Origin of the sequence: Geomonas silvestris, assembly GCF_014193515.1 — a bacterium.
Classification (GTDB): domain Bacteria; phylum Desulfobacterota; class Desulfuromonadia; order Geobacterales; family Geobacteraceae; genus Geomonas; species Geomonas silvestris.
The window spans coordinates 103,429-127,289 of record NZ_BLXX01000002.1 but is presented as its reverse complement, the minus strand read 5'-3'; the positions used below and the strand labels follow the sequence as shown (position 1 = coordinate 127,289).

At 65.3% G+C, this 23,861-nt stretch carries 21 protein-coding genes, 1 other RNA gene and 1 riboswitch; of the genes, 11 read left to right on the top strand and 11 right to left on the bottom strand.

Translation table 11 applies throughout. From position 1 onward, the window contains the following. Window positions 1-8 precede the first annotated feature (8 nt). The 5 genes from GMST_RS04170 to GMST_RS04150 form a co-directional block, all read right to left on the bottom strand. Complete coding sequence (locus tag GMST_RS04170; RefSeq protein WP_183353373.1) at window positions 9-1,244, bottom strand: hypothetical protein; 1,236 nt, start codon at window positions 1,242-1,244, stop codon at window positions 9-11. Window positions 1,245-1,441: 197 nt separating this feature from the next. Next, window positions 1,442-2,770, bottom strand: coding sequence for an autotransporter outer membrane beta-barrel domain-containing protein (locus GMST_RS04165; protein WP_183353372.1), 1,329 nt, complete (start codon window positions 2,768-2,770; stop codon window positions 1,442-1,444). Window positions 2,771-2,899: 129 nt separating this feature from the next. After that, window positions 2,900-3,391 (bottom strand): DUF11 domain-containing protein, encoded by a 492-nt coding sequence (locus GMST_RS04160; RefSeq protein WP_183353371.1) that lies wholly within the window; start codon window positions 3,389-3,391, stop codon window positions 2,900-2,902. 90 nt (window positions 3,392-3,481) lie between these two features. Then, window positions 3,482-4,882, bottom strand: coding sequence for a hypothetical protein (locus GMST_RS04155; protein ID WP_183353370.1), 1,401 nt, complete (start codon window positions 4,880-4,882; stop codon window positions 3,482-3,484). Window positions 4,883-5,057: 175 nt separating this feature from the next. Then, window positions 5,058-5,146: riboswitch (cyclic di-GMP riboswitch) on the bottom strand. Window positions 5,147-5,692: 546 nt separating this feature from the next. Further along, entirely contained in the window at window positions 5,693-6,508 is an 816-nt protein-coding gene (locus GMST_RS04150) for a hypothetical protein (protein WP_183353369.1), read from the bottom strand. A 419-nt stretch (window positions 6,509-6,927) separates the two neighbouring features. On the opposite strand from GMST_RS04150, the gene GMST_RS04145 reads away from it, so the two are divergent. The 7 genes from GMST_RS04145 to GMST_RS04115 all read left to right on the top strand — a co-directional run bounded on the left by GMST_RS04145 (window position 6,928) and on the right by GMST_RS04115 (window position 14,447). After that, window positions 6,928-8,274: a UbiD family decarboxylase gene (locus GMST_RS04145; RefSeq protein WP_183353368.1), complete on the top strand. Its 1,347-nt coding sequence runs from the start codon at window positions 6,928-6,930 to the stop codon at window positions 8,272-8,274. 43 nt (window positions 8,275-8,317) lie between these two features. Continuing rightward, window positions 8,318-9,184, top strand: coding sequence for a 4-hydroxybenzoate octaprenyltransferase (locus tag GMST_RS04140; protein WP_183353367.1), 867 nt, complete (start codon window positions 8,318-8,320; stop codon window positions 9,182-9,184). Next, window positions 9,181-9,783 carry a UbiX family flavin prenyltransferase gene (locus tag GMST_RS04135; protein ID WP_183353366.1) on the top strand — a complete coding sequence of 201 codons (603 nt, stop codon included), beginning with the start codon at window positions 9,181-9,183 and terminating at the stop codon, window positions 9,781-9,783. Before GMST_RS04140 ends, GMST_RS04135 begins: the two co-directional genes overlap by 4 nt. Window positions 9,784-9,839: 56 nt before the next feature. Then, window positions 9,840-10,979 carry an aminofutalosine synthase MqnE gene (mqnE, locus tag GMST_RS04130; RefSeq protein WP_183353365.1) on the top strand — a complete coding sequence of 380 codons (1,140 nt, stop codon included), beginning with the start codon at window positions 9,840-9,842 and terminating at the stop codon, window positions 10,977-10,979. Next, window positions 10,973-12,037, top strand: a complete 1,065-nt coding sequence (mqnC, locus tag GMST_RS04125; protein ID WP_183353364.1) for a cyclic dehypoxanthinyl futalosine synthase — start codon at window positions 10,973-10,975, stop codon at window positions 12,035-12,037. Before mqnE ends, mqnC begins: the two co-directional genes overlap by 7 nt. 88 nt (window positions 12,038-12,125) lie before the next feature. Then, window positions 12,126-13,169 (top strand): histidinol-phosphate transaminase, encoded by a 1,044-nt coding sequence (hisC, locus tag GMST_RS04120; protein WP_183353363.1) that lies wholly within the window; start codon window positions 12,126-12,128, stop codon window positions 13,167-13,169. Between the two features lie 144 nt (window positions 13,170-13,313). Continuing rightward, window positions 13,314-14,447 carry a ribonuclease D gene (locus GMST_RS04115; protein WP_183353362.1) on the top strand — a complete coding sequence of 378 codons (1,134 nt, stop codon included), beginning with the start codon at window positions 13,314-13,316 and terminating at the stop codon, window positions 14,445-14,447. Window positions 14,448-14,537: 90 nt separating this feature from the next. Here the strand turns inward: GMST_RS04115 and GMST_RS04110 are convergent, their stop codons facing one another. Then, the gene (locus tag GMST_RS04110) at window positions 14,538-15,278 is read right to left on the bottom strand and encodes a 16S rRNA (uracil(1498)-N(3))-methyltransferase (RefSeq protein WP_183353361.1); all 741 of its coding nucleotides are present in this window, start codon (window positions 15,276-15,278) and stop codon (window positions 14,538-14,540) included. A 3-nt stretch (window positions 15,279-15,281) separates the two neighbouring features. Then, window positions 15,282-16,199 (bottom strand): 50S ribosomal protein L11 methyltransferase, encoded by a 918-nt coding sequence (gene prmA / locus GMST_RS04105; RefSeq protein WP_183353360.1) that lies wholly within the window; start codon window positions 16,197-16,199, stop codon window positions 15,282-15,284. Between the two features lie 269 nt (window positions 16,200-16,468). Here prmA and GMST_RS04100 point away from each other — a divergent pair, with 269 nt between their 5' ends. The 3 genes from GMST_RS04100 (at window position 16,469) to GMST_RS04090 (ending at window position 19,660) form a co-directional block, all read left to right on the top strand. Continuing rightward, a complete protein-coding gene (locus GMST_RS04100) occupies window positions 16,469-17,284 on the top strand; it encodes a pyruvate, water dikinase regulatory protein (RefSeq protein ID WP_183353359.1) in 816 nt (271 codons plus the stop codon). Window positions 17,285-17,318: 34 nt separating this feature from the next. After that, window positions 17,319-17,993, top strand: coding sequence for a response regulator transcription factor (locus GMST_RS04095; protein ID WP_183353358.1), 675 nt, complete (start codon window positions 17,319-17,321; stop codon window positions 17,991-17,993). A 275-nt stretch (window positions 17,994-18,268) separates the two neighbouring features. Then, the gene (locus GMST_RS04090) at window positions 18,269-19,660 is read left to right on the top strand and encodes a DegQ family serine endoprotease (RefSeq protein ID WP_183353357.1); all 1,392 of its coding nucleotides are present in this window, start codon (window positions 18,269-18,271) and stop codon (window positions 19,658-19,660) included. 86 nt (window positions 19,661-19,746) lie between these two features. On the opposite strand, the gene GMST_RS04085 is transcribed toward GMST_RS04090, so the two are convergent. Continuing rightward, window positions 19,747-20,769 (bottom strand): ribonuclease Z, encoded by a 1,023-nt coding sequence (locus tag GMST_RS04085; RefSeq protein ID WP_183353356.1) that lies wholly within the window; start codon window positions 20,767-20,769, stop codon window positions 19,747-19,749. A 322-nt stretch (window positions 20,770-21,091) separates the two neighbouring features. On the opposite strand from GMST_RS04085, the gene GMST_RS04080 reads away from it, so the two are divergent. Continuing rightward, window positions 21,092-22,393 carry an NCS2 family permease gene (locus GMST_RS04080; RefSeq protein ID WP_183353355.1) on the top strand — a complete coding sequence of 434 codons (1,302 nt, stop codon included), beginning with the start codon at window positions 21,092-21,094 and terminating at the stop codon, window positions 22,391-22,393. A gap of 74 nt (window positions 22,394-22,467) precedes the next feature. Here the strand turns inward: GMST_RS04080 and GMST_RS04075 are convergent, their stop codons facing one another. The 3 genes from GMST_RS04075 to ssrS form a co-directional block, all read right to left on the bottom strand. After that, complete coding sequence (locus tag GMST_RS04075) at window positions 22,468-23,043, bottom strand: flavodoxin family protein (RefSeq protein WP_183353354.1); 576 nt, start codon at window positions 23,041-23,043, stop codon at window positions 22,468-22,470. A gap of 31 nt (window positions 23,044-23,074) precedes the next feature. Continuing rightward, window positions 23,075-23,437: a hypothetical protein gene (locus GMST_RS04070; protein ID WP_183353353.1), complete on the bottom strand. Its 363-nt coding sequence runs from the start codon at window positions 23,435-23,437 to the stop codon at window positions 23,075-23,077. A 127-nt stretch (window positions 23,438-23,564) separates the two neighbouring features. Next, window positions 23,565-23,744, bottom strand: a non-coding RNA gene (gene ssrS, locus GMST_RS04065) — 6S RNA. Between the last annotated feature and the right edge of the window lie 117 nt (window positions 23,745-23,861).

Below are 23,861 nucleotides of genomic sequence, written 5' to 3'. Positions count from 1 at the left end.
CGGCCTGCCTACTTGATGGTGACCTGGTAGGCGATGGACACGCTCTTTTGAGCCGGGATCGCCCCCGCTGCCGTGTTGCTGGCACCGGTGCCGACGTTGACCACCAGGTTCGGGTTGTTGGCCGGAACCCAGCTCGCCTGGTTGGCGCCGAGCGCTGCGGCGGAGATGCTGACGCCGGTGTTGCTCGGGTCGATGTAGAAGACCTCGTTGCCGCCGTAGGGGCCCGGGGCGCTGACCAGGTTCACGTAGGCGGTCGGGACCAGGTCCGAGATGGCGCTCGAGTTGAGGTCGGTCGAGCCGGTGTTGCTCGCGACGATCAGGTACTCGAGGACGTCGCCCGGCTTCCCGGTTACTCCCGCGGTGTAGTAGCTGCTGGTCTTGGTGTTGATGGTGGCGCTGTAGGCGCCGGTCCCTGCGACCCCGGTAGTCACGTTGCGCACGTACTTCACGAGCGAGACGTTGGGCGAGGGGGTGGTCCAGGTGTTCGGGGTGGCGGTCGTTACGGTCTTGTCGCCGGCGCCCGGGGTGCTCACGGTGGCCGAGACCATCACGGTGATGTTGGTCCCCGGGGCGAGCACGCTACCGGGGAGGACGTTCACCGGCACGCTCTTCTGCTCGGCTACCAGGACGCCGGCCTGCGGCACGTCGGCTGCCGGGATCGGGGTCGCCCAGTTGATGGTGAAGGTGCCGTTGCCGTTGTCGGCGGTGCCGGTTACCTGGCGGGTGTAGCTCGTCCCGTTCACCGTGAAGATGATGGTGGAGGAGGTGCCGATACCGTTCACCGCGCTGCCGCTTCCCGAGGCGATGCCGGCGGGTACGGTGACGAAGGTGGTGCCGCTCGTGCCGGTGGTGACGCTCGCCCCCACGGTCACGCTGGGGGTCGGGGCGTTCACCGAGGCCGGGCTCGCGGCGGCGACGTTAGAGGTGGCTCCCACCGCCGGGGTGACCGTGTAGCTCGCCGGACCGTTGGCGGTGGCGGTGATGGTCACCGAGGTGGCGATGGCCGGGGTGTTCGGGCCGGTGTAGGCGGCGTTGCCGTAGGTGATGTTGACGTTGGGGGTCGAGGGGACCAGCGCGACGGAGACCACGACGGTCGCCGCGGCGGACCCCCCCGCGTAGGTAAGCTTCGCGGAGTTGACGATCTGGGTGTTGGCAGCCGTGTTGGCGAAGGCGCTCCCCGAGGGGGTGGCCAGGCCGAGGGCCGCCAGGCAAAGCAGGGTAAGCCCTGCTCTCAGCGGTTTCATATGCTCTCCTTTGGTACTGCATTGCATAAAAAAATAAAAGGTCCTGCGGTGCTGCGGGTTCTACGGTGTTACGGGTCCTACGGTGCTACGTGGTGCGTCGAGGTGGGCCACGGCACGGCAGCGTGCCCATAGACCGGGATCGCCCGGGCCTCCTGCCGGCGCAGCGGTACCGGCGGGAGGCGGGACGATCCGGGGTACTAGTTGATCTTCACCTGGTACTTGATGGTGTAGGTCTTGGAGGCGGCGACGGTGCCGCCCAGGGTGCTGCTGGAGCCGGACCCGAGGAAGAAGGTGATCGGGGTTCCGGCGACCGCGGCGTTGTTCTGGGTGCCGCCGTAACCGACCACAACCGTCTGGCTTTCGCTGTCGCTGGGGTTCAGGGTGATGTCGACGCTGTTGGTGCCGTCGCTTACCACGGCGAACTTGTCGCTGGCGCTCGGGGTGAGGTTGCCGGTGCCGGTGCCGTAGGCGCCCGGGCCGGAGACCAGGGTGGTGTAGCTGGGGACCGCGTCGGCGATGGAGACCTTGCCGGCGTTACCCGAGGAGGCGTTGCGCACGGTTACCGTGTACTCCAGCACCTCGCCCGGCTTCCCGCCGCTGGCACCGGGGGAGGTCACGTTGGCTACGGTCTTCTCGATGCTGACCGAGACGAAGAAGAAGGTGGCCGTGTCGTTGAGGGCGCTGGTCGCGTAGCCGCCGGTCTTGGTGTCGGTCACGATACTTACGGTGTCCACGCCGTTGTTGGTGTTGGAGGAGACCACGGCGGTGTCCTGGAGCTGCAGGTACTTGCGCTCTCCAACGATCATGCCGGCCAGCGAGCCGGCGAGGCTCGGGGCGACGTTCGAGCCGTGGGTGTCGGTGGTGATGGTGATGCTGCCCAGCACCTCGGCGGTGGCGGTGCCGGTGGTGGTGGAGACGCCGGTCTGGGTGTAGCCGGCCTGGGTGCCGGCGCTGGTGGCGGTCACCTTGTAGGAGGTATCGTTGATCACCACGACGCTCCCGGGGACGATGCCGTTCAGCGAGCCGGCCGGGATGTTGATCACCTGGCTCCCCCCCGCGGCGGGCTGTACCGAAACGATCGAGGTGGCGCCCAGGGCGAGGTCGGCGCCGGAGGTGTAGCTCGTGGAGCTCCCGCCGGTTACGTCGGTGAGGATGGTGCCGGTGATGCCGGTCGGGGTGACCAGGTACTGGGTCGAGCTCGCCCAGGTCGCCTTGTAGGTGTCCGGGCCGTTCGCGTTGGAGGTCAGCGCGATGAGCGAGGTGGTGGTGGTGCCGGAGTCGACGTTGGGGAACGGGTTCACCACGGTGGCGGTAAGCTGGGTGGGCTTCAGGGCCACCAGGACGCTGGTGGAGGTGGCCGCCTGGTGCACGTTGCTGCCGGTGGCGTCGTAGTAGGTCACGGTGACTACGTTGAGGATCTTCGCGTTGGCCGCGGATCCCTGGGTCCCCGCCGCGTGGGCCGAGCAGGGGGCCAGTGCGACCAGCGCCAGTGCGCCGGCAGCGCAGAGGTTGAGGATTCTTTTCACAGTTGTCTCCTTTTTGTAGTGCCGAAAAAAATGCATAGCAAGGTGCTGCAGGTACTGCTTAGGGTCGCTGCTCAAAAAGCCCGCCGGCCGGTGCTGCCCCGGTTCCGGCGGGGGTACTGCTTTTTCGGGTTACTTCACCTTGACGCGGAACTTAAGCTTCCCGCTGGAACCGGCGGGGATCTCCTTGATGGTCCAGCGGATGTTGGTGTAGTCGGAGCTGGTGGCCTGGCGGCGCTCGGCCTTGCCGCTGGGGAGCTTCATCTCGTAGCTCAGGAGGGTCGCCTTGTTGTAGCTCTTGCCGTGGTCGATGGAGAACTCCGGCTCGGGGGCGGACGCGCTGCCGTCGGCGAGGTACACGGTCCCCTTGGGGATCGGATCCTCGATCACCGCGTTGGTGGCGGTCTCGTCACCCTTGTTCGCGTAGTGCACGGTGTAGACGATCACCTCGTTGGGGGTGATCTTGGTGGCGGGGACCAGCTTCACGCTCTTTTTCCCCTGGTTCACCACGGTGATTTCCTTCTCCGCCGTCACGCCGATGGTGACCTGCGGTTTGGCGAAGGCGACCGCGGGAAGCATAAGGGCTGCCAGCAAGAGGGTGCTGCCGATGAGTGATCTGTTCATGTTCGTCTCCTTTGGGACCGCTAAAGCGTCCCGTGGTTCGCCGGCGCTGGGCCGATCCTGCTGCTTTGGGCGCCCGGGCGCCGCGGTACGTTACTGGATTTTCACCTGGTAGATCAGGTAGGCGGCCTGGCCGGGGGTCAGGCTGCCGCCGGCGCTGCTCGTGGCACCGGCGCCGATGAAGAAGTTCATGGTTACCGGCGCCGGGGAGACTCCGGTGGTTTTGCCGTTGGCGGTGCTGGTGTCGCCGCCGGTTCCGTCGGTCTTGAGGTCGTATTCGGTGCCGGTGCCGAGCTTCGCCTTGGCGAAGATGCTCCCCGCCGTGCTGCTGCCGTAGCTTACGCCGGCAACCAGCGCGGCGTAGGTCGGTACCACGTCGGTGGCGCTGACCGCGGTGGAGGTTCCGGTGCCGGCGTCGGTGACCACCGCCAGGTACTCGAGCATCTCGCCCGGCTTGCCGACCACGCCGGCCGGGTAGAAGAGGTTCGAGGAAACCCCGTTCACGGTGACCGCCGGGCTCAGCTGGGTCCCGGTGCCGGCCACGGGGGTGGTCACGTTGCGCACGTACTTCACGATGGAAAGTTTGCCGGCGTGGGCGTTGGTGGTGACCGTGCCGGTGCCGGCCGCTGCCGCGCCCATGGTGGCGCTCAGGGTGGTGACCCAGCTGGCGGGGTTCTGGGCGGTGGCGATCGGGATCTGCCCCTGGGTGACGGTGAGCGTCACGTCCTTGGCCTCGACGATCTGCACCCCGGCGGCCGGGGTGAAGGAGATGGAGGCGCTGGAGGTGTTCTTCAGGGTGATGCTGCCGGGAGCGGCGGTGGCACCGTTTCCTGCGGCCGGGTCGCTGACCGCGGTGACCGTGAAGGGGCCGAAGAAGTTGCTGGAGCTGCTGTCGCCCACGTAGACGATGTCGTTCACCACGAGGCCGTTGATGACGCCGTCGTTCACCGCGCCGCCGCTGGTGCCGCTTGCCGTGGGGACCCCGCCGTCGTTGGGGACGGCCAGGGTGATGGTGGCGTTGACCGCGACGGCCTGGGAACCGGTCTTGGTCTCGCTGGGATCGATCACCGTGGCGCCCAGGAAGATGTTGGTGGGTACGGTCGGCGCCGTCCCTGCAGCAATGTTCGTGAAGGTGCCGTCGCTGGTGGTGAAGCTGATGGAGCCCGGGCCGTTCGAGTTGCTGCGCACCCGGAAGGTGTAGGGCAGGGCGGCGCCGGTGCCGTCGGTGCTCCCCGAGGAGGGGGCGATCACGGTCGGGGTGGCAGCCACCGTAGTGACCGTGATGTCGACCGTGGCGCTCACCGCTGCCTGGGCGTTCCCTTTGGCGTCGGCGTAGTTGACGGTGATGGTGTTGCGGACGATGGTGTTGCCGGCGCTGCCCGGAAGTGCCGCGTGGGCCTGCTGCGGGGCTGCAGCCAGGGCCGCCAGCGCCGCGAGGGCTAGGGACCCGCCTCGGACAAGACTGCCGAGGCCGGTGGGGGCGGGGTGTTTCATCTGTTTCCTCCTTTTTGGTGTCTCATGCATAACAAAAAAGTGCCGCTGTCAGTTCCTTCGGTGCTGCTGGCGCCTGCGGGGCACGAAAACGAAAAACGCCCGAGGCGGCGGAGCCTGGGCGTCTTCAGTGCGGACCTCGGGCGAGGTCGATCGCTGCTGCTGCCTGACTCCTCTCTTCGGTAACCCGGCTATCCCCCACTGAAGGTAGGTGGTGGACCCGTGGCTTTGCGTCACCGGATTGCTCCGGTTTTGCCTTTATCGGAGTTAGACGTTATGTGGCGGGGGCTCTGCTCGTCCTCCTTGGCGAAAAGGGTTTCTGTTCGCCTGCAAAAACTTACAATTTCAAGCGGTTGACCGTTTTGGGGAGCAAATTATTTTTCACCCATGAACTGGAGGGCGTCGCGCTTTAATAAAGCGCGCGGTCCGGCAGCGTGGGGTGACAATTTACGGCAGTTGTCGGGCCGAAAATTGGCCATTTCACCAATGAGACGATGATCGAATCACCGTGTTACACAGGCAAATAAACTGACAGAGATAACGGCAATTTCCCAATAAAAATGGGAACGTCTGTGAATGAGAGAGATTGGAGCCCTACGGAAATCGAAGACTTACGAGCCGCGAGTTAGCGGTGGGCTGCCGAAAATCCAATGAGAGGGCAGTTTGTGCAGGAATTGTTCCGCCCTTTCAGGCCCGGCAGCGGGGGGGGAGACGATTCGAGGGGGTGGTTTTCGGGAGGGGCTGGAGGAGGCGGGGGGCCGGGGGGGGGGGGCGCTAACCTGCCGGGTGCCTCGCAGGTTAGCGCCGGAAAGCTCAGTAGGCGTTCAACATCACCTTCAACGCGCTCAGTTCGCCCGGGGCGAGCGTCACGCCCTGGTGGCTGGGGAGGTCGCTGCCGAATTGAGCCGTGAGTTTCCCACCCTTGAGGGCCAGATCGGAGGCGGTGCCTTGGGTAGTGGTGTCGTAGCTCCCCAAGGCGTGGCAGGAGGCGCATTTGGCGTCGTAGCTCGGTGCTGCGGCGCCCGCCGCTGCCGGGGCCGGCAGGACGGCGCCGGAAGTCTCGTTCAGGAAGTCGAAGCTCGCCGCGATGGTGTAGGTCGCCTTGGGGGTCGCGCTGTCCGCACCGTCCTCGACGAGCGCGCTGAACGAGCCGGTGACCCGGTCGCCGGGGTTCGCGCCGAAGGAACTGAAGCTGATGGTGCCGCCCACGGTCCGCAACAGGGTGGACTGGTGGCCGTTGAAGAAGTAGACCGCTCCCGGGAAGGCCGGCGTTCCCGGGCCGGCGCTTCCCAGCGCGTAGCTGCCGCGGGGGGGCACACCGGCAGGGATGTCGATGCGGGTGACGGTCTTGAAGTCGGGATCGGTAAGGCTGGTGGCCAGGGCGCTGCGCAGTACCACCCCGAGGGGCGAGCTGCTGGCTGCCAGGTAGGTGGGGCTCGCCATGCCGTAGTTGTCGCTGGTCAGGTTGTAGGAGTTGCCGGCAAAGGGGGTGACGTTGGGGACCACGCCGTTCACCGCGCCCGGGGTGCCGCCACCGCCGCCGCAGCCGGCGATGAAAAGGGAAGCGCAGAGCGCCGCTGCTGCCAACCGGGTGCCGCGTCGGGTCTGAGTGTGCTGGTTGCTGTTCATTGGTGACCCCCTTTGAGGTTCGTTCGCCTTTCTCATTACACGCAAGGTGCCATAACGAATGCTATGCCAATGAAATCTGCAAGTGCCCAGGTTATAACGGATAATCCCGGCGCTCCGGCCAGGATCTGAAAATCCTTTTCGGGAAGCGGATGTTCAGCTCCTGCACATGAGCTGTGCTTTGTCTGGTACCTGCAGCCCGCGCTGCACAGCCCCGCACCGGAGAAATTTTAGCGCTTCTTAACGGTTGTTGCGCTGGCGAACTCCCACATTTCCGGCGCCGCCGTCCGGGCTTCCGGGCGCGCCTCCTCCCCGCGTCCCGGGACCCCGCGGCGGATGGCGGGCGGCGCGCCGAGAAAAACGTTGTCTTCACCTGACGGAAGTGATAAAAACGCCCAGTTAAGGATCTTTCCGGAGTGCCCATGCCGTATCGGGATGTACACGCTTTTCTGGCCAGGCTGGCCCCCCTCGGGGAGCTGCATCGGGTGGAGGTGGAAGTCGACCCGGAGCTGGAGGTGGCGGCCATCACCGACCGGCAGAGCAAGGAGCCGGGGGGCGGCAAGGCGCTCTGGTTCAGCCGCGTCAAGGGGAGCCGGTTTCCCCTGGTCACCAACCTGTTCGGCTCGCCGGTGCGCCTGAGCGCGGCGCTCGGGGTGGACCACCTGGACCAGCTGAGCGCGCGCATGGAGCGGCTTTTGGACCGCCCCGCCGAGGTCTTGCCCCCGCGAATCGTGGAACGTGCCCCGTGCCAGGACGTGCAGCAAGAGCCGCCCGACCTGTTCTCTTTCCCCTTTCTCAAGAGCTGGCCTGAAGATGGCGGGCGCTTCATCACGCTCCCCCTGGTGGTTACCCGGGACCCGGAGACCGGTGCCTACAACCTCGGCATGTACCGGGTCCGGCTCTTCGACCCCCGCTGCGCCGGGATCCGCTGGAAGCCGGGAAGCGGCGCGCACGCCCACTACCGGAAGTACCAGGCCGCGGGACGTGCGATGCCGGTGGCGATCGCGCTGGGCGGCGACCCGGTGCTCACCCTGGCGGCCGCGCTCCCCTTGCCGCAGACCCTGGACGAGCTCTCCCTGGCCGGGTACTTAAGGGGGGAATCGGTGCCGCTGGTGCGCTGCAAGACCTCGGAGCTCCTGGTGCCGGCGGACGCCGAGCTGGTGATCGAAGGGGTGATCGAACCGGGCGAGCTGCGCGACGAGGGACCCTTCGGCAACCACACCGGGAGCTACCATCCCGGGGAGCAGGTCCCGGTCGTCCGGGTGAGCTGTATCACCCACCGCGCCAGCCCGGTCTGCCTGGCCACCGTGGTGGGAAGGCCCCCCATGGAAGACTGCTGGCTTGCCCTCGCCGCGCAGAGGCTCCTCTTGCCGCTGAGCCGGCGCCTGTGCCCGGAGATCGTCGACCTTGTGCAGCCCCTGGAGGGGATCTTCCACGGCTGTACCGTGGTCGCCATAGAGAAGCGCGCCGCAGGTCAGGGGCGCCGGGTGCTCGAGCGGCTGCACGAAACGGGGTGGCTGCGCGCCAGCCGGCTTTTGGTGGTCGTCGATGCCGAGGCGGCTCCGCTTTCGCTCTCCTACGGGCTGTGGCGTGCGCTCAACGAGGTGCGGCTCTCCCGGGACCTCCTGGTGGACGGCAAGTTTCTGGGGGTCGACGCCACGGCCAAGTGGCCGGGCGAGGGCGGCGAGGAGAAGGTACGGCTGGGGCAGGACGCCGCGGTCGAGGCGCTGGTAACGCGCCGCTGGAAAGAGTACGGCTTTAAGGACTAAGCCGCCTAGAAAGGTAGCCATGAGCTGTCAGGCAGGAGCAGAGATGATACTGTACGCCAGGATCCGCGTTTTCCTGGAGATGATAAAGTTTTCCCACACCATTTTCGCGCTCCCCTTCGCCTTCACCGGGGCGCTGCTGGCGGCGCGCGGCCTCCCCACCCCCGCCCAGGCGGGGTGGATCCTTTTGGCCATGGTGGGGGCCCGTACCGCGGCCATGGGACTCAACCGGGTGATCGACGCCGAGATCGACGCCAGGAACCCGCGCACCGCCACCCGCGCCATCCCGGCGGGACTTTTAAGCCGCGCCGCGGTCTGGGTCTTCATCGCGCTCTCTGTGGCGCTCATGCTCCTTGCCGCCGGGATGCTGAACCCCCTCTGCCTCTACCTCTCTCCGGTAGCGCTCGCCTTTTTGCTGCTCTACTCCTACTGCAAGCGGTTCACGGCGCTCGCCCACGTGGTGCTCGGCATCTGTCTCGCGGGTGCGCCGCTTGGGGCCTGGATCGCCATCCGGGGGGCCGTCGAGCTCCCGGCGCTGCTCCTTGGGCTCGGGGTCCTCTTCTGGGTCGCCGGCTTCGACGTCCTCTACGCCCTGCAGGATCTCGACTTCGACCGGGCGGCCGGGCTGCACTCGATCCCTGCGGCGCTTGGCGTCACCGGTTCGCTCTGGACGGCGCGCTTTTTCCACCTGGCGGCGCTCGGCTTCCTCGGGGCGCTTTACCTGGTGCTCGGGCTGGGGCCCTGGTTCCTGGCGGGGCTCGCGGCAGCCTGCGCGATGCTCCTCTACGAGCACTGGCTCTTGCGCGGCGGCGACCTGGGGAAGCTCGACGCGGCCTTTTTCAACATGAACGGGTACATCAGCGTGACCATCTGCCTGGCGACCCTGCTCGACACCCTGAAGGTGGCGGCGTGAGTGCGCGGCACCTGGCGCTCGGCCTGACCGGGGCCTCCGGCTCGATCTACGGGCTGAAGCTCTGCCGGGAACTGCTGCGCGCCGGGGCGCGGGTGAGTCTTACCATCAGCTGCGCCGGGTTCGCCGTGCTGAAAACCGAGTGCGGGCTCGACTGGCAGGGGTGCGACGACCTGCAGGGCGAGCTCTGCCGCTACTTCGAGACCGGGCCGGACCGGCTCAGCTACTACGCCGAAAACGACTTCTGTGCGCCGATCGCCAGCGGCTCCGCGGCGCCGGACCAGATGATCGTGGCCCCCTGCTCGATGGGGACCCTGGCGCGCATCGCGCACGGCGTCTCCGGGAACCTCCTGGAGCGCACGGCGGACGTGATGCTCAAGGAAGGGCGCCCGCTCCTGTTGGTCCCCCGGGAGACCCCCTTGAACGCGGTCCACCTGGAGAACATGCTCAAGCTGGCGCGCCTTGGGGTGCGCATCGTACCGGCGATGCCGGCCTTCTACCAGGGGCCCGAGACCCTGGAGGACCTGGTCGACTTCGTGGTCGGCAAGGTGCTCGACGCGGCAGGCGTGGAGCACGGGCTGTTCCGGCGCTGGGGCAGCTGAAATCATTTATCCGGTCGATCCGACCGATCGGTCCGACGACCTAAGGCGACTTAACCATGACGACATTTGCAGCAATAGCCGACAAGGTGCGCGCCGGTGCGCGCATCGACGAGGCCGAGGCGCTCGTGCTCTTCGCGCACCCGGACCTGCTCGCCCTGGGCGAACTGGCCCAGACCGTGAACGAGCGGAAAAACGGGCGCCGGGTCTTCTTCAACGTCAACCGGCACATAAACCACACCAACATCTGCGTGAACCGCTGCCGCTTCTGCGCCTTCTACCGCACCGCGGACCAGCCGGGCGCTTACCTCATGACGCTCGACGAGGTGCGCGCCAAGGCAGAGGAGGCGCTTACCCAGGGGGCCACCGAGATCCACGTGGTGGGGGGCCTGCACCCGGAGCTCCCCTTCGAGTTCTACCTGGAGCTTTTGAAGACCATCCGCTCGGTGTCGCCCACCCTGCATGTGAAGGCCTTCACCGCGGTGGAGATCGCCTACCTGGCGAAGCTCGCGGGTGCCCCGATCCCGGAGACCCTGGAGCGCCTCAAGGAGGCAGGGCTCGGCTCGCTCCCCGGCGGCGGCGCCGAGATCTTCGCCCCCGCGGTGCGCGACCAGCTCTGCCCTGAGAAGATCAGCGGCGCGGCCTGGCTCTCCATCATGGAACAGGTGCACCAGGCGGGATTGAAATCCAACGCCACCATGCTCTACGGCCACCTGGAATCGGTCGCCGACCGGGTGGACCACATGCGCCAGCTGCGCGAGCTGCAGGACAGAACCGGCGGCTTCCAGGTCTTCATCCCGCTCGCCTTCCAGCCCGAGCACTCGGAACTGAAGGTGGGAAGCGGCACAAGCGGCGTCGACGATCTAAGGACGCTCGCCGTGGCGCGCATCTACCTGGACAACTTCGCAAACGTGAAGGCCTACTGGGTGATGCTCGGCGAGAAGATCGCCCAGGTGGCGCTCTCCTTCGGGGTGAACGACCTGGACGGCACGGTGGTCGAGGAGCGCATCGGCCACGACGCGGGTGCGGACTCGCCGCAGACCATGAGCCGCGACGCCATCGTCTCGCTGATCCGGAAGGCGGGCAGGGTACCCGTGGAGCGTGACACCCTGTACCGCGAGCTCAAGGCTACTAGGGGAAACCGGGAGGGGATAAGCACACGCCCCGCGAGCCCGGCTCGACAAGGAACGGCATGCTGAATCAGATAAATGAAAAAGTTACGGCAGGGGTTGCCATCTCGACCGAGGAGGCGCTCTGGCTTTTAAACGATGGTGAGCTCTTGGCGCTGGGGCGGCTTGCCGACTCGATCCGGCGCCGGCTGCACCCGGAGCCCGAGGTGAGCTTCGTGGTGGACCGCAACGTGAACTACACGAACGTCTGCGAGTCCAAGTGCAAGTTCTGCGCGTTTTACCGCGACCACGGCGCCGAGGACGCCTATCTCCTGGATACCCCCACCATCCTGGCGAAGATCCAGGAACTGGTGGACCAGGGAGGGACCCAGCTCCTGATGCAGGGGGGGCTGCACCCCGAGCTCTCCATCGAGTACTTCGAGGCGCTGTTTCGCGAGATCAAGGCGCGCTTTCCCGGCGTGCAGAACCACTCGCTCTCGCCCGCCGAGGTGACCCAGATCGCCAAGGTTTCCGGGCTGAGCGTCCCCGAGGCACTTAGGCGCCTCAAGGCCGCCGGACTCGATTCCGTCCCGGGCGGCGGTGCCGAGATCCTGGTGGACAGCGTGCGCCAGGAGATCTCGCCCAAGAAGATCGGCTGGCAGGGGTGGGCCCAGGTGATGCGCGAGGCGGCGCGCCTTGGGATGTCCACCACGGCGACCATGATGTTCGGCAGTAAAGAACGGCCCGAGGACATCGTCGAGCACCTGATGCGGGTGCGCGCCCTGCAGGCCGAGGGGGGGAGCTTCACCGCCTTCATCCCCTGGACCTACCAGCCGGGGAACACCGAACTCGGAGGCGCCAGTGCGACCGGCGTCGAGTACCTGAAGGTGCTCTCGCTCTCGCGCATCGTCCTCGACAACGTCCCCAACATCCAGGCGAGCTGGGTGACCCAGGGGGCGAAGCTCGCCCAGGTGGCGCTCTTCTTCGGGGCCAACGACCTGGGCGGCACCATGCTCGAGGAGAACGTGGTGGCGGCGGCCGGCTGCCGGTTCCGCATGTCCCGCGAGGAGATGATCGAGCTGATCCGCGGCGCCGGGTTCACCCCGGTCAGGCGCACCACGCTGTACAAGGTGCTGGAGCGGTACTAGCGGCTGCGGCCAAAAGCGCCAGCTGAGTTTTTTCATCGGACCGATCAGGCGGATCGGACCGATCGGACCGATACAAAAGGAGCACCCCATGACCCTGCGCCCCAACATCGCCCAAATGGCCGGCTACGTCCCGGGTTACCAGCCCGACGACGCCGCCAGCTACATCAAGCTGAACACCAACGAGAACCCGTACCCCCCCTCTCCGCGGGTCATCGAGGCGATCCTTTCCGAGGTGGGCGAGGGGCTGCGCCGCTACCCGGACGCCGCAAGCCGCGCCGCCCGCGAGGAGGCCGGCCGGCTCTACGGCTTCGACCCCTCCTGGATCATCATGGCCAACGGCTCGGACGAGGTTCTGAACAACCTGATCCGCGCCTTCGCCGGCGAGGGGGAGGAGATCGCCTACGTGCACCCCTCCTACTCCTACTACGGCACGCTGGCCGAGATCCAGGGGGCGAAGGTGCGCACCTTCGGGCTCTCCGAGAACTTCGAGCCGCAGGGGATTCCGGAGAATTACCAGGCGAAGCTCTTCTTCCTCACCAACCCAAACGCCCCCTTGGGCTTTTGCTACTCGCAGCGCTACATCGCCGACCTGGCCGAGCGGCTCTCCGGGGTACTGGTGGTGGACGAGGCCTACGCCGACTTTGCCGATGAGGACTCGCTCGACCTGGTGCGCTCCCTGGAGAACGTGGTGGTGACCCGCACCTTCTCGAAGAGCTACTCGCTCGCCGGGATGCGGCTCGGGCTCGCCATCGCCCGCCCCGAGACGATCGCCGCGCTCAACAAGATCCGCGACCACTACAACCTGGACCGGCTGGCCCAGGCCGCGGCGGCCGCCGCCCTCAAGGACCAGGAGTACTTCAGGGCGTGCGTGGCGAAGATCCGGGAGACCCGCACCTGGTTCACGGCGGAGCTCGTGAAGCTCGGCTACCAGGTGATCCCCTCCTCCGGGAACTACGTCTTCGCCACCCCCCCCGACCGCGACGGCACCCGGGTCTACCAGGCCCTCTACGAGAGGCGCATCCTGGTGCGCCACTTCACCGACCCGGCTCTCTCGCACGGCCTGCGCATCACGATCGGCACCCCCGAGGAGATGGCGCGCACCGTAGAGGCCCTGGCCGAGATCGGAGCCTGAAACGGCACCGGCTTTGTTAGTTTTTCTTGAAGATGTCACGAAAAGGTTGTAAGGTTCTAACCGGGTCGCGGGGCGCCAGCTCCCCGATCCCGCGCCCCAAAAAATCACTGAAAGCATGCACGATGCGGAAACGGACGGCACCATTTGCTGAAACAAACTGAAGGACAGCACCCCACGGCGGCACATCTCGTCACCGACCAGCACACCCTGAACCTCCTGGTGGAGCGTCTCGCTACGGAGAGCGTTCTCGCCTTCGACCTGGAAGCGGACTCCCTGCACCACTACACGGAGAAGGTCTGCCTGATCCAGGTATCCTCCCCCTCGGAGACCCGGCTCATCGACCCGCTGGCGTCCTTGGACGTCAGGGTCCTGGCCCCCATCTTCGCCAATCCCGAGATCAAGAAGGTGTTCCACGGCGCCGACTACGATATGCGCTCGCTCTACCGCGACTTCGGCATCGAGGTGGTGAACCTGTTCGACACCATGATCGCCAGCCAGTTCCTGGGCGAGAGCGAGTTCGGCCTCGCCGCGCTTTTGAAGAAGCGCTTCGGCGTCGAGCTCGACAAGCGCTACCAGAAGGCGGACTGGAGCAAGCGCCCGCTCTCCACCGAGATGATGGAGTACGCCATGAAGGACACCTCGCTCCTCATCGACCTCTACCGCCAGCTCGAGGCGGAACTGGTCGCCAAGGGGCGCCTCTCCTGGGTCGAGGAGGAGTCCGAGCTGGTCGCCAAGGTGCGCTACGCCTCCCGCGAGGGCGAGCTTATGTGCCTGCGCTTTAAGGGGGCCAACAAGATGAAGCCGCGCGAACTCGCGGTCCTCGAGGAGCTCTTGCGCTTCAGGGACGAGAAGGCGAAAAGCGCCGACGTCCCCCCCTTCCGGATCTTAAGCAACGACCTCTTGCGCGAACTCGCCGAGAAGCAGCCCCGCTCCAACTTCGAGCTGGTGGGGATCCACACCATGTCCTCGAAGCTCATCGAGCGGCTGGGGCGCGGCATCCTGCAGGCGGTGGCCAGCGGCCTGGCGCTCCCCTCGGACAAGCTCCCCCAGGCCCAGCCGGGACGCCGGCCGATGCTGGACCGCTCCCTGGAGGACCGGGTGAAGAAGCTCAAAGTCTGGCGCGAAGGGAAGGCGGCTCAACTGGGACTCGGGGTCGGCCTGGTCGCCAACAACGCGCTCCTCGAAGCCCTGGCCGAGCCGGACTCCGCGCAGCTCGCCCTCTTGAAGCGCTGGCAACGCGAGGCCTTCGGCGACGAGCTGGCCGGGCTGCTCGCCTAGACTTTCCACCTGAAAAACATAATGAAAGGCGGGACCCTCATGAGGAGGTGTCCCGCCTTTCGTCGTTTTGTTCATTAGTTTTTTAGGGCCTCAACCCAGGTCGCCCCAATGAAACTGTAAAATCGCCATGATGGCGAGCCCCGCGGTCTCGGTGCGCAGGATGCGCCGCCCCAGGGAGACCGGGACGAACCCCTGGCTGCGCGCCGCGGCGACCTCTTCTGGGGTGAGTCCCCCCTCGGGGCCGACCACCACGGCGACGCTTTGGGCTTGCGGGTGTGCGGCGAACACCTGGGAGAGTCGGGTGGTCGTCTCGTCCTCCCAGAGCAGGAGCTTCACCTGGTGTGCGCTCTCCCTGAGCACCTGGGCGAGCTCTCCGCCGAGCTGCACCCGGGGGGGAAGGCGCCAGCCGCACTGGCGCGCCGCCTCGGCGACGATCCGCTCGCAGCGCTCCTGCCGCCCCGCGCCCCGCTCGGCGGAAAGCTTCACCACCGAGCGCGCCGCAGCGAAAGCGACGATCTCGCTGGCCCCGAGTTCGGTGCACTTCTGCAGGATCAGGTCGAACTTCTCGCCCTTGGGGAGCCCCTGGTAGAGGGTCACCTGAAGCCCCGCTTCCGGCTCAGGGGCACTCTCGCGCACCTTGAGGCGCACCGTGAGCGTCTTGGCGCCCACCTCCTCGATCACCCCGTCGAACTGCGCGCCTGCCGGGCCGGTGAGCTGCACCTCGGCACCAGCCTTCAGGCGCAGGACCCGCGCCATGTGCCGGTAGAGCTCCCCCGAGACGGTGGCGAGGTCCCCTTCGACCGGGTTGTCTCCTAGGAAAAAACCGCGCATGGCCTAGGGTTTTCTGAGGGTGAGGCAGCTCCACTCCGCCTCTTCCGGGGATTCCACCAGGGTGAGCCCGGGGAACCCGGCGAGCACCATGGGGACCTTCTCGGTGAGGATCCCCGAGAGGATGAGCCACCCTCCCGGCGCGAGCCGCGCGGTGAGCTGTCCCGCGAGGCGCACCAGCTCCTCGGCGAGGATGTTGGCGAGCACCACCTGGAACTCCCCGGTCAGGTCGCCCAGATCCGTGGTGGAGGCCTCCACCCGCTCGGCCACCCCGTTCAACTCCAGGTTCTCCCGGGTCACCTCGACCGCCTCCGGATCGATGTCGATGGCCACGATGCGCGCAGCGCCCATGAGGGCCGCGGCGATGCTCAAGACCCCCGAGCCGGTTCCGACGTCGAGAACCGGGCCGGAAAGCGTGCCGCCCGAGGCGTCGAAGCAGATGCGCTCCAGCGATTCCAGGCACATACGGGTGGTGGGGTGGGCGCCGGTGCCAAACGCCATGCCGGGATCGATCTGGATCACCAGGTCGCCTGCCTTGGGCTGGTACTCTTCCCAGGTCGGCTTGATCACCAGGCGCTCGCCCAGGCGCACCGGCTTGAAGTGGACCTTCCAGTTGTTGGCCCAGTCCTCGTGGCGCACCACGCTCACGACGGGCGGGGTGTACACGAAGCCAGCGAATGCGGGGCCGCGCTCGGCAAGAAAGCGCTCCACCCGGCTGCGCAGCTCCTCCAGTGAGTCGTCCAGCGGAAGGTACCCCTTCACGGTCTTCACCGGGGTGTCCTCGAGGGAGTCGAGGGAGAAGGTATCCAGGTGCAGGTTTTCGATCCCGACACCGTTGCCGGTCAGTTCCACCAGGAACTCGGCGAGGATGTCGACCATCTCGGCGGGGACTTCGCAGGCGATTTCAGCCCAATCTGTTTGCATGGTGCGCGTTTTCTCCTTTGTTAGTGCGTTCTTGGCTAACCTATCAGAAAATTAGAAGCCATAGCAATGAAAACCTTGACAAGCGTAAAAAGTGCGGGTGTAATTATAATGAAAAAAAATCATGGGCGGCACTCGGGAATTTTATTCCGAGGTTTTTCCCATTAAATTTTCGTTTTGCCTAAAATGAAAAAAAATGGTATATATCTAATGAGCATGGCGGCCCAGCCTTCATTTTTTTGCTCAAGTGCCGATAATCACAGGACGAATAGATGAATCATGTGTATCTCCTCTCCGACGCCACCGGAGAGACGGTCGAGCGGGTCGCCCGCGCCGCTCTCACCCAGTTCAGGGACGTGGACGTCCGGCTGCACCGCACCGGGCAGATCCGCAACCGCGAGGACGTGATCCGCGCCCTGGACGAGGTAAACACCGGGGAGCCGAGCATCATCTTCTACACCCTGGTCAACTCCGAGCTCGCCCAACTGGTGCGCAACGAGACCGAGGTGCGGCAGCTGGAGGCGGTCGACCTGATCACACCGCTTCTGTTCAAGCTGGCCGAGTTCCTGGAGACCCGACCCCAGAAGCTCCCGGGTCTTCAGTACGAGATGAACTCGGAGTACTACCGGCGTATGGAGGCGGTGGACTTCACCGTGAAGCAGGACGACGGCCAGGAGCCACGCAACCTGCACAAGGCCGACATCGTCCTGGTCGGGGTCTCGCGCTCCTCGAAGACCCCGCTCTCCATGTACCTGGCCCACAAGGGGTACAAGGTGGCCAACGTCCCCCTGGTGCAGGGGATCGATCCCCCTTCCGAGCTGGAGGAGGTGGAGCCGGAGCGGGTGGTCGGGCTCATCATCGAGACCCAGCGGCTGGTGGATATCCGTTGCGCCCGGCTGCGCAACCTGCGGCAGAGCCCGCGCGGCAGCTACGCGGATTACCGGGAGGTCGAGGAGGAGCTGGCCCACTGCCGCAGGTACTACCGGGCCCACCCCAAGTGGATTGTGATCGACGTAACCAACAAGTCGGTAGAGGAGTCTGCCGCCGAGATCTTAAGCAGGCTCCATGGCGAGATACGGCACGATTAGCGTTCGAAATAATCAAAACAGAGAGGTAAACGACATGAGAATTCTGGTAGTTGAAGATGAAAAGAAGGTTGCCAGCTTCATCAAGCGCGGTCTTGAAGAAGAGCAGTACGAGGTCCACACCGCGGCGGACGGCGAGGAGGGACTGAAGCTCGCGCTTGAGAAGGCCTTCGACCTGATCGTGCTTGACTGGATGCTCCCGAAAAAAGACGGCCTGTCCGTGCTGAAGGAGTTGCGGGAGCGCAAGAACGTCACCCCGATCCTGATGCTGACTGCCAAGGATTCCGTGGAGGACATCGTAGCCGGCCTCGATTCGGGCTCCGACGACTACCTCACCAAGCCGTTTGCCTTCGCCGAGCTTTTGGCCCGCGTCCGGGCCCTGATGCGCAGGAGCGAGCTGGACCGTGGCGCCGAGATCCGTTTCGCGGACCTGCGGCTCGACCCGGTGACCCACAAGGTGTGGCGCAAGGACAAGGAGATCGACCTCACCGCCAAGGAGTACGGCCTGCTCGAGTACTTCATGCGCAACCCGCACCAGGTGCTGACCCGTACCATGATCGCGGAGCACGTCTGGGACTACACCTTCGACAGCTTCACCAACATCATCGACGTCTACGTGAACTACCTCAGGAAGAAGATCGACCGCGATGCCGACAAGAAGCTGATCCACACCGTGCGCGGCGTGGGCTACATCCTTAAAGAAGAAGAGTAATTCCGGCGCGGCACTGGCCCGCGCAACCGGACCTTGAAAAGACGGACGACTTTTCCCGCTGCTTTGGCAGTCGGCGAGGTCGTCCGTTTTTTTTTGAGCACGTTTCCCGAAGCGCCGCCGGTGAGCCTTGGTACGAGGCGTGCGGCACGCGCGCTGCGCCGGCCGCGAAAAGGAGTCTGATCGCCTCTTTGAGCTGTCATTTCGGTGCGTTGGCGCCTTGACAAACCGCAGGTGCAGTATTAGCTTTAGCGAACATTTTCCAGGAGGAGGTAACCATGCAGACGCGCGTTGCAGTTCTGGCAAAATCACTAGTTCTCACCCTGCTGTTCGGTGCACTCTTTTCCGGCGCAGCGCAGGCCGCGGCCGTACTTCCCGACTTTGCCCTGCTGGCCAAGAAGTTGAAGCCTGCCGTAGTCAACATCAGCGCCTCGAAGAACATCGCGCCGCAAAGGCGCCACCCGGGGACCGACCCGTTCCAGGAGTACTTCGAGAAGTTCTTCGAGGCTCCCCGGCAGCACCCGCAGAAGCAGCGCAACCTCGGTTCGGGCTTCATCATCAGCGAGGACGGTTTCATCATCACCAACAACCACGTGGTAAACGGTGCCGACGAGATCAAGGTGAAGCTCTCCGACGGCCGGGAGTTCAAGGGCGAGGTGAAGGGGCGCGACGAGAAGCTCGATATCGCCCTGGTGCGGGTCGACGCCAAGGGGAGCCTCCCGGTGGCTCCCTTGGGGGACAGCGACAAGACCGAGGTCGGCGAGTGGGTGATGGCGATCGGCAACCCCTTCGGCCTGGCCCAGACGGTGACCGCCGGTATCGTGAGCGCCCAGGGGCGGGTGATCGGCTCCGGCCCCTACGACGATTACATCCAGACCGACGCCTCGATCAACCCGGGGAACTCGGGGGGACCGCTCTTCAACACCAGGGGGGAGGTGATCGGTATCAACACCGCAATCCTGGCCGGCGGGCAGGGGATCGGCTTTGCGATCCCGATCAACATGGCGAAGGCGATCCTGCCGCAGCTCAAGGAGACCGGCAAGGTGGTGCGCGGCTGGCTCGGGGTCTCGGTGCAGCCGGTGACCCAGGAACTCGCCAGATCCTTCGGCCTTGAGGGCGAGCGCGGCGCGCTGGTGGCCGAGGTGCTCCCCAACAGCCCCGCCGAGAAGAGCGGCCTCAAGGATGGGGACATCATCCTGGAGTTCGACGGGCACCCCATCAAGGAGATGGCAGAGCTGCCGCGCATCGTTGCGGTGACCCCGGTCGGGAAGAAGGTCTCCGTGCTGGTGCAGCGTGACAACCGCCAACAGACCGTCTCGGTCGTGGTGGAGAAGCTGAAAGAGGGTGACGGCAGCGACAGCGGCGAGGACAGCGCGACGATCGACGGCGACCGGCTCGGCCTCAAGGTGATGGAACTCACCCCGGAGAAGGCCCAGCAGATGCGGCTGCAGGTCGATAAGGGGGTCGTGGTGACCGAGGTGCAAAACGAGGGCCTCGCCGACCGCGCCGGGATTCAGGAAGGGGACCTGATCCGCGAGATCAACGGGGTGCGCATCACGACCCTGGCGGATTACCACAAGGCGGTGGCGGCGATCAAGAAGGGGAGCTACCTGAAGGTGCGGCTGCAGCGCGGCCGGGCCTCGCTCTACGTGGCGATTGGCGTGGAATAGCGGGTCGCAGGCAGGAAACAAAGGGGCGTCGCCGGAAGGGGTCCGGCGGCGCCCTTTTTTTGTTCATCCGGGGGCTCGTGCCGAGTTCACCGCTCGGCCGGGTCGCCCTGGAAGGCTTCCTGAACCTCGCGGCGCAACTCGTGCTCGCGCCCCAGGTAACGGGGGGAGAAGTGGAAGGGGATCACACGCGCGGCCCCGGCGGCCCGTGCCAGCTCGCCTGCCTGGCGCGCGGTCAGGTGGGCGCGGTCGGCGGCGCGCTCCCGGTCGGCGTCCAGGAAGGTCGCCTCGATGAAGAAGTAGTCCGCCCCTTGGGCGAGCTCGACGATGCGCCGGCAGTTCTCGGGGGTGTAGGCGGTGTCGGTCACGTAGGCCACCTTCTCGCCGGGGACCAGCTCGAGCACCCGCTCTTTGAGTTCCCCCAGGGTGAACACCATCTCCTCGGGGAGCCCCTTCCCCCCCGGCGCCACCCGGATCAGGGTGTGGTCCGGCGCGTCGCGCAAAACCGCGCCCTTCACCTCGGAAAGCCAGGGCCCCACCGGCGCTCCCAGCTCCTCCAGCCGGTTCTTCATGAAGTTCACGTGGCGCTTCTCCTGGAAGGCGAAGGCGAGGCAGGGAAGGCTGTGCTCCAAAAAGGCGACCCGCAGCTGGAAGTCCGCCTCGTTAAGGATGAGGCCGTCCTCGAAGGCCCCCTCGCTGTCGTCTTCGCGGGCGAAGGCGCGCCGGGAGCTGAACCCGGCAGCAAGTACCCGGCCGTCTGGGTGCAGTTCGTGGCCGACGACCCGGAACTCGCAGGGGTAGCTCCCGACCAGGTTCCAGCTGTAGCTGGCAAGCCGGCTCTCCAGCTGACGCAAAAACCCCGGGGGGCCGAACAGGCGCAGGGACTTCTCGCGCCCCAAAAGGATCCTCAAAAGCGTGTCGAACCCGATGAAGTGGTCGATGTGGGTGTGGGAGATCAGTACGTCGCTGATCCTTAACAGCTTGCGCGGAGCAAGTGGCGCGAGATCGCCCAGGTCGAAGAGGATGGCGCGGCGTTCGAAGAGAAAGTCGAGGTAGACGCCGGGGTCGCCGAAGGAGCGGTTAACCAGGTTGGGGAGAAAGTGCGGGGTCATGGTTCCTCGTTGCGCCCGCCCGGCAGGGGCCCGGGGTCCGCCCCTTGCGTGGGCCAGCTGGGGGGCACGGGAGCCGGGAATCGGACGACCCGTCCGGGTGCCGGCGGCCCGTGGTTTTGTAGGAGCTACGTGTCTTCATTATAGGGGCGGACGCCGGCAGGGGCGCGGCATTTTCTGTTTGGGCTGAGTATACACTAGTTTGGCGTTTGCGGTTGCCTTTAACGAAGGAATGGGGTACAAGGGAGAGTCGATCTTTTCATTAGATACGCCGCCGCCACAACCGCCCGGAACCCGGGTGTATATACAAGGAGACGGAGCCAGCATGCAGAACTTTTTCGAGTTTGCACGTCACAAGACGAGCTACCGGCAGGAGACCATCGCCGGTATCACCACCTTCCTCACGATGGCCTACATCATCATCGTGAACCCGGCAATCCTGGAGGCGGCGGGGATCCCGCGCGAGCCCTCGGTGACCGCGACCATCCTGGCTGCGGCGTTCGGCACCATCATCATGGCGCTCTACGCCAAGCGTCCCTTCGCCATAGCACCTTACATGAGCGAGAACGCCTTCATCGCCTTCACCGTGGTGAAGATGCTGGGTTACACCTGGCAGGTTGCGCTGGGCGCGGTGTTCATCGCCGGCGTGCTCTTCACCCTGCTGACCGTGTTCAAGGTCCGCTCCTGGCTGGCCGAGGCGATTCCCTTCTCGCTCAAGTGCAGCTTCTCGGTCGGTATCGGCCTGTTCCTCACCTTTATCGGCCTGAACGAAGTTGGCTTGGTCGCCCTGGGCGTCCCGGGCGCGCCGGTGAAACTGGGTGACTTCACCTCGCCGTCGGTGCTGCTGGGCATCTTCGGCTTCCTGATGGTCGTGGTGCTCATGGCCTGGAGGGTCAAGGGTGCCATCGTGATCGGCATCGTGACCACCACCGTCCTTTCCATCCTCTTCAAGGTCACCCCGATGCCGGAGCACTTCGTCTCCATGCCGCCGGACGTGACCCCGATCCTGATGCAGCTCGACCTCAAGGGCGCGCTCGACGTGAAGTTCTTCCCGATCGTGCTCATCATCTTCATCATGGCCTTCGTCGATACCGTGGGTACCCTGATCGGCCTCTCCATGCGTGCCGACCTCCTGGACGAGAGCGGCAACCTGCCGGAGATCGAGAAGCCGATGATGGCCGACGCGCTGGCCACCACCGTGGCACCGCTGCTCGGGACCACCACCACCGGCGCCTACATCGAGTCCGCAGCCGGCATCGAGGAAGGTGGCCGCACTGGCTTCACCGCCCTGGTGGTCGCCGTGCTCTTCCTGCTTTCGCTCTTCTTCGCACCGCTCTTCACCATCGTCCCGGCGCACGCCTACGGCATCGCCCTCATCGTAATCGGCTCCTTCATGATCCAGCCGATCACCAAGGTGAACTTTGACGACTTCACCGAGCTGATCCCGGCCTTCCTGACCGTCACCCTGATGATCTTCACCTACAACATCGGCGTAGGCATGACCTCTGGTCTGCTCACCTACCCGCTTCTGAAGGTGCTGACCGGCAAAGGTAAGGACGTGAAGGCGGGCATGTGGGTGCTGGCGGCCCTGTCGCTCACCCTCTACATCTTCTACCCGCACAAGTAAGCGCGGTTTCCAAGAGACAAAAAAGGGCGGAGTCTGCGGACTCCGCCCTTTTTTGCGTTTGGCCGGCCGTCGGTTTAGTCCTTAAGCTTTTTCAAGAGCCAGGCCATGTTGCGCCCCAGGGTCTCCATGGTCGCCATCCCCTCGGCATCCGCTTCGACCTCGCCGATTTCCCGGCCGATCCCGATGTTCCAGTAGCTCGAGCCGGGGACCACCATCTCGGAGATCAGGAAAAAGTGGTTGATGCTGTCGAAGGCGTGGATGGCGCCGCCGCGCCGGACCGCCACCACCGCGGCACCCGCCTTGCGCCGGTACAGGTAGTTGTTGGCGCGCCCCACCATCCCGGCGCGGTCGATGAGCGCCTTGGTTTCGCTCGTGATATCGGCGAAGTAGGTGGGCGAGGCGATCAGTATCCCGTCCGAGGCTGCCATCTTCTCGATGGCGTCGTTCACCGGGTCGTTCTTGATGGTGCAGCGCCGGTCGCGGTTTTTGAAACAGCCATAGCAGGCGGTGCAGCCGCGGATCGTGGAGCCCGCCAGTTCCACCAGCTCGGTTTCAATCCCCTCCCGGTGCAGTTCGGAGAAGACCCGGTTGATGAGCAGGGTGCTGTTGCCCCCCTTGCGCGCGCTGCCGTTGAATGCGATTACCTTCATCACAACCCTCCCCGGTGGAAATAGGGGGCGATCACCGTTCCTTGTGCCGCTGCTCCGGCGCGGGGCCCTCCTCCCGCAAGAGCTGGCGCACCCAGGCGATAAAAAGCCCCATCATGAGCAAAAAGGCGGTGTCCTGCAGCGAGTTCCAGTAGCTGAAACGGCTCCCGGTGTAGCTTAGGTAGTCGGAGGTGAGCCGGGCCAGCCCGGAGGCGAGCGAGATGGCCGCCGTGCCGGCGCGCCCGAGGAACCAGGCCTCCAGGGCGACGGGAATGGCGTAGAAGATGAGCAGCGAATAGTCGCCGGTGAGGTAGTCGAGAACCCCGAGGCCTGCGACCAGCAGGAGGCCGATAGCCAGCATGAGCCAGGACGGGAGCTTTTCGAGCTGGTGTTTCACCGATCACCTCGTACTTTTGCGGGATGGACACATCCCGGTACTGTCAACCAGCTCCCTATATACTGTTAAAATGATAAAGCGCAAGAATAAAAAAAGGGACCGCGGCGACGGTCCCTCATTTCATACTGCTCTCTCCACCATGTCGTTGGTTCGGGGCCTCACAGCGAGTTCCCTATCAGGTGGGCTCCTGTAGATCGCTTTAGGCAATTCCCGCGCAATGGGGCAGCACACCACGATCGTAACAGTTGCCCGTTCAATTAATTATTCCGCAGGGGCGTTAGTAACCTAACGGGCAAGGTAGAGAGAGCTAATTCCTGGGCGTATGATAGCTTTGCTACAGAGAGAAAGCAAGAATTTTTAAGTGCAGAATCTTGCCGCCCTGCTCCTGGTTGAGAGCCCGCTTGAGCCTGTGTCGGAGCGGCTC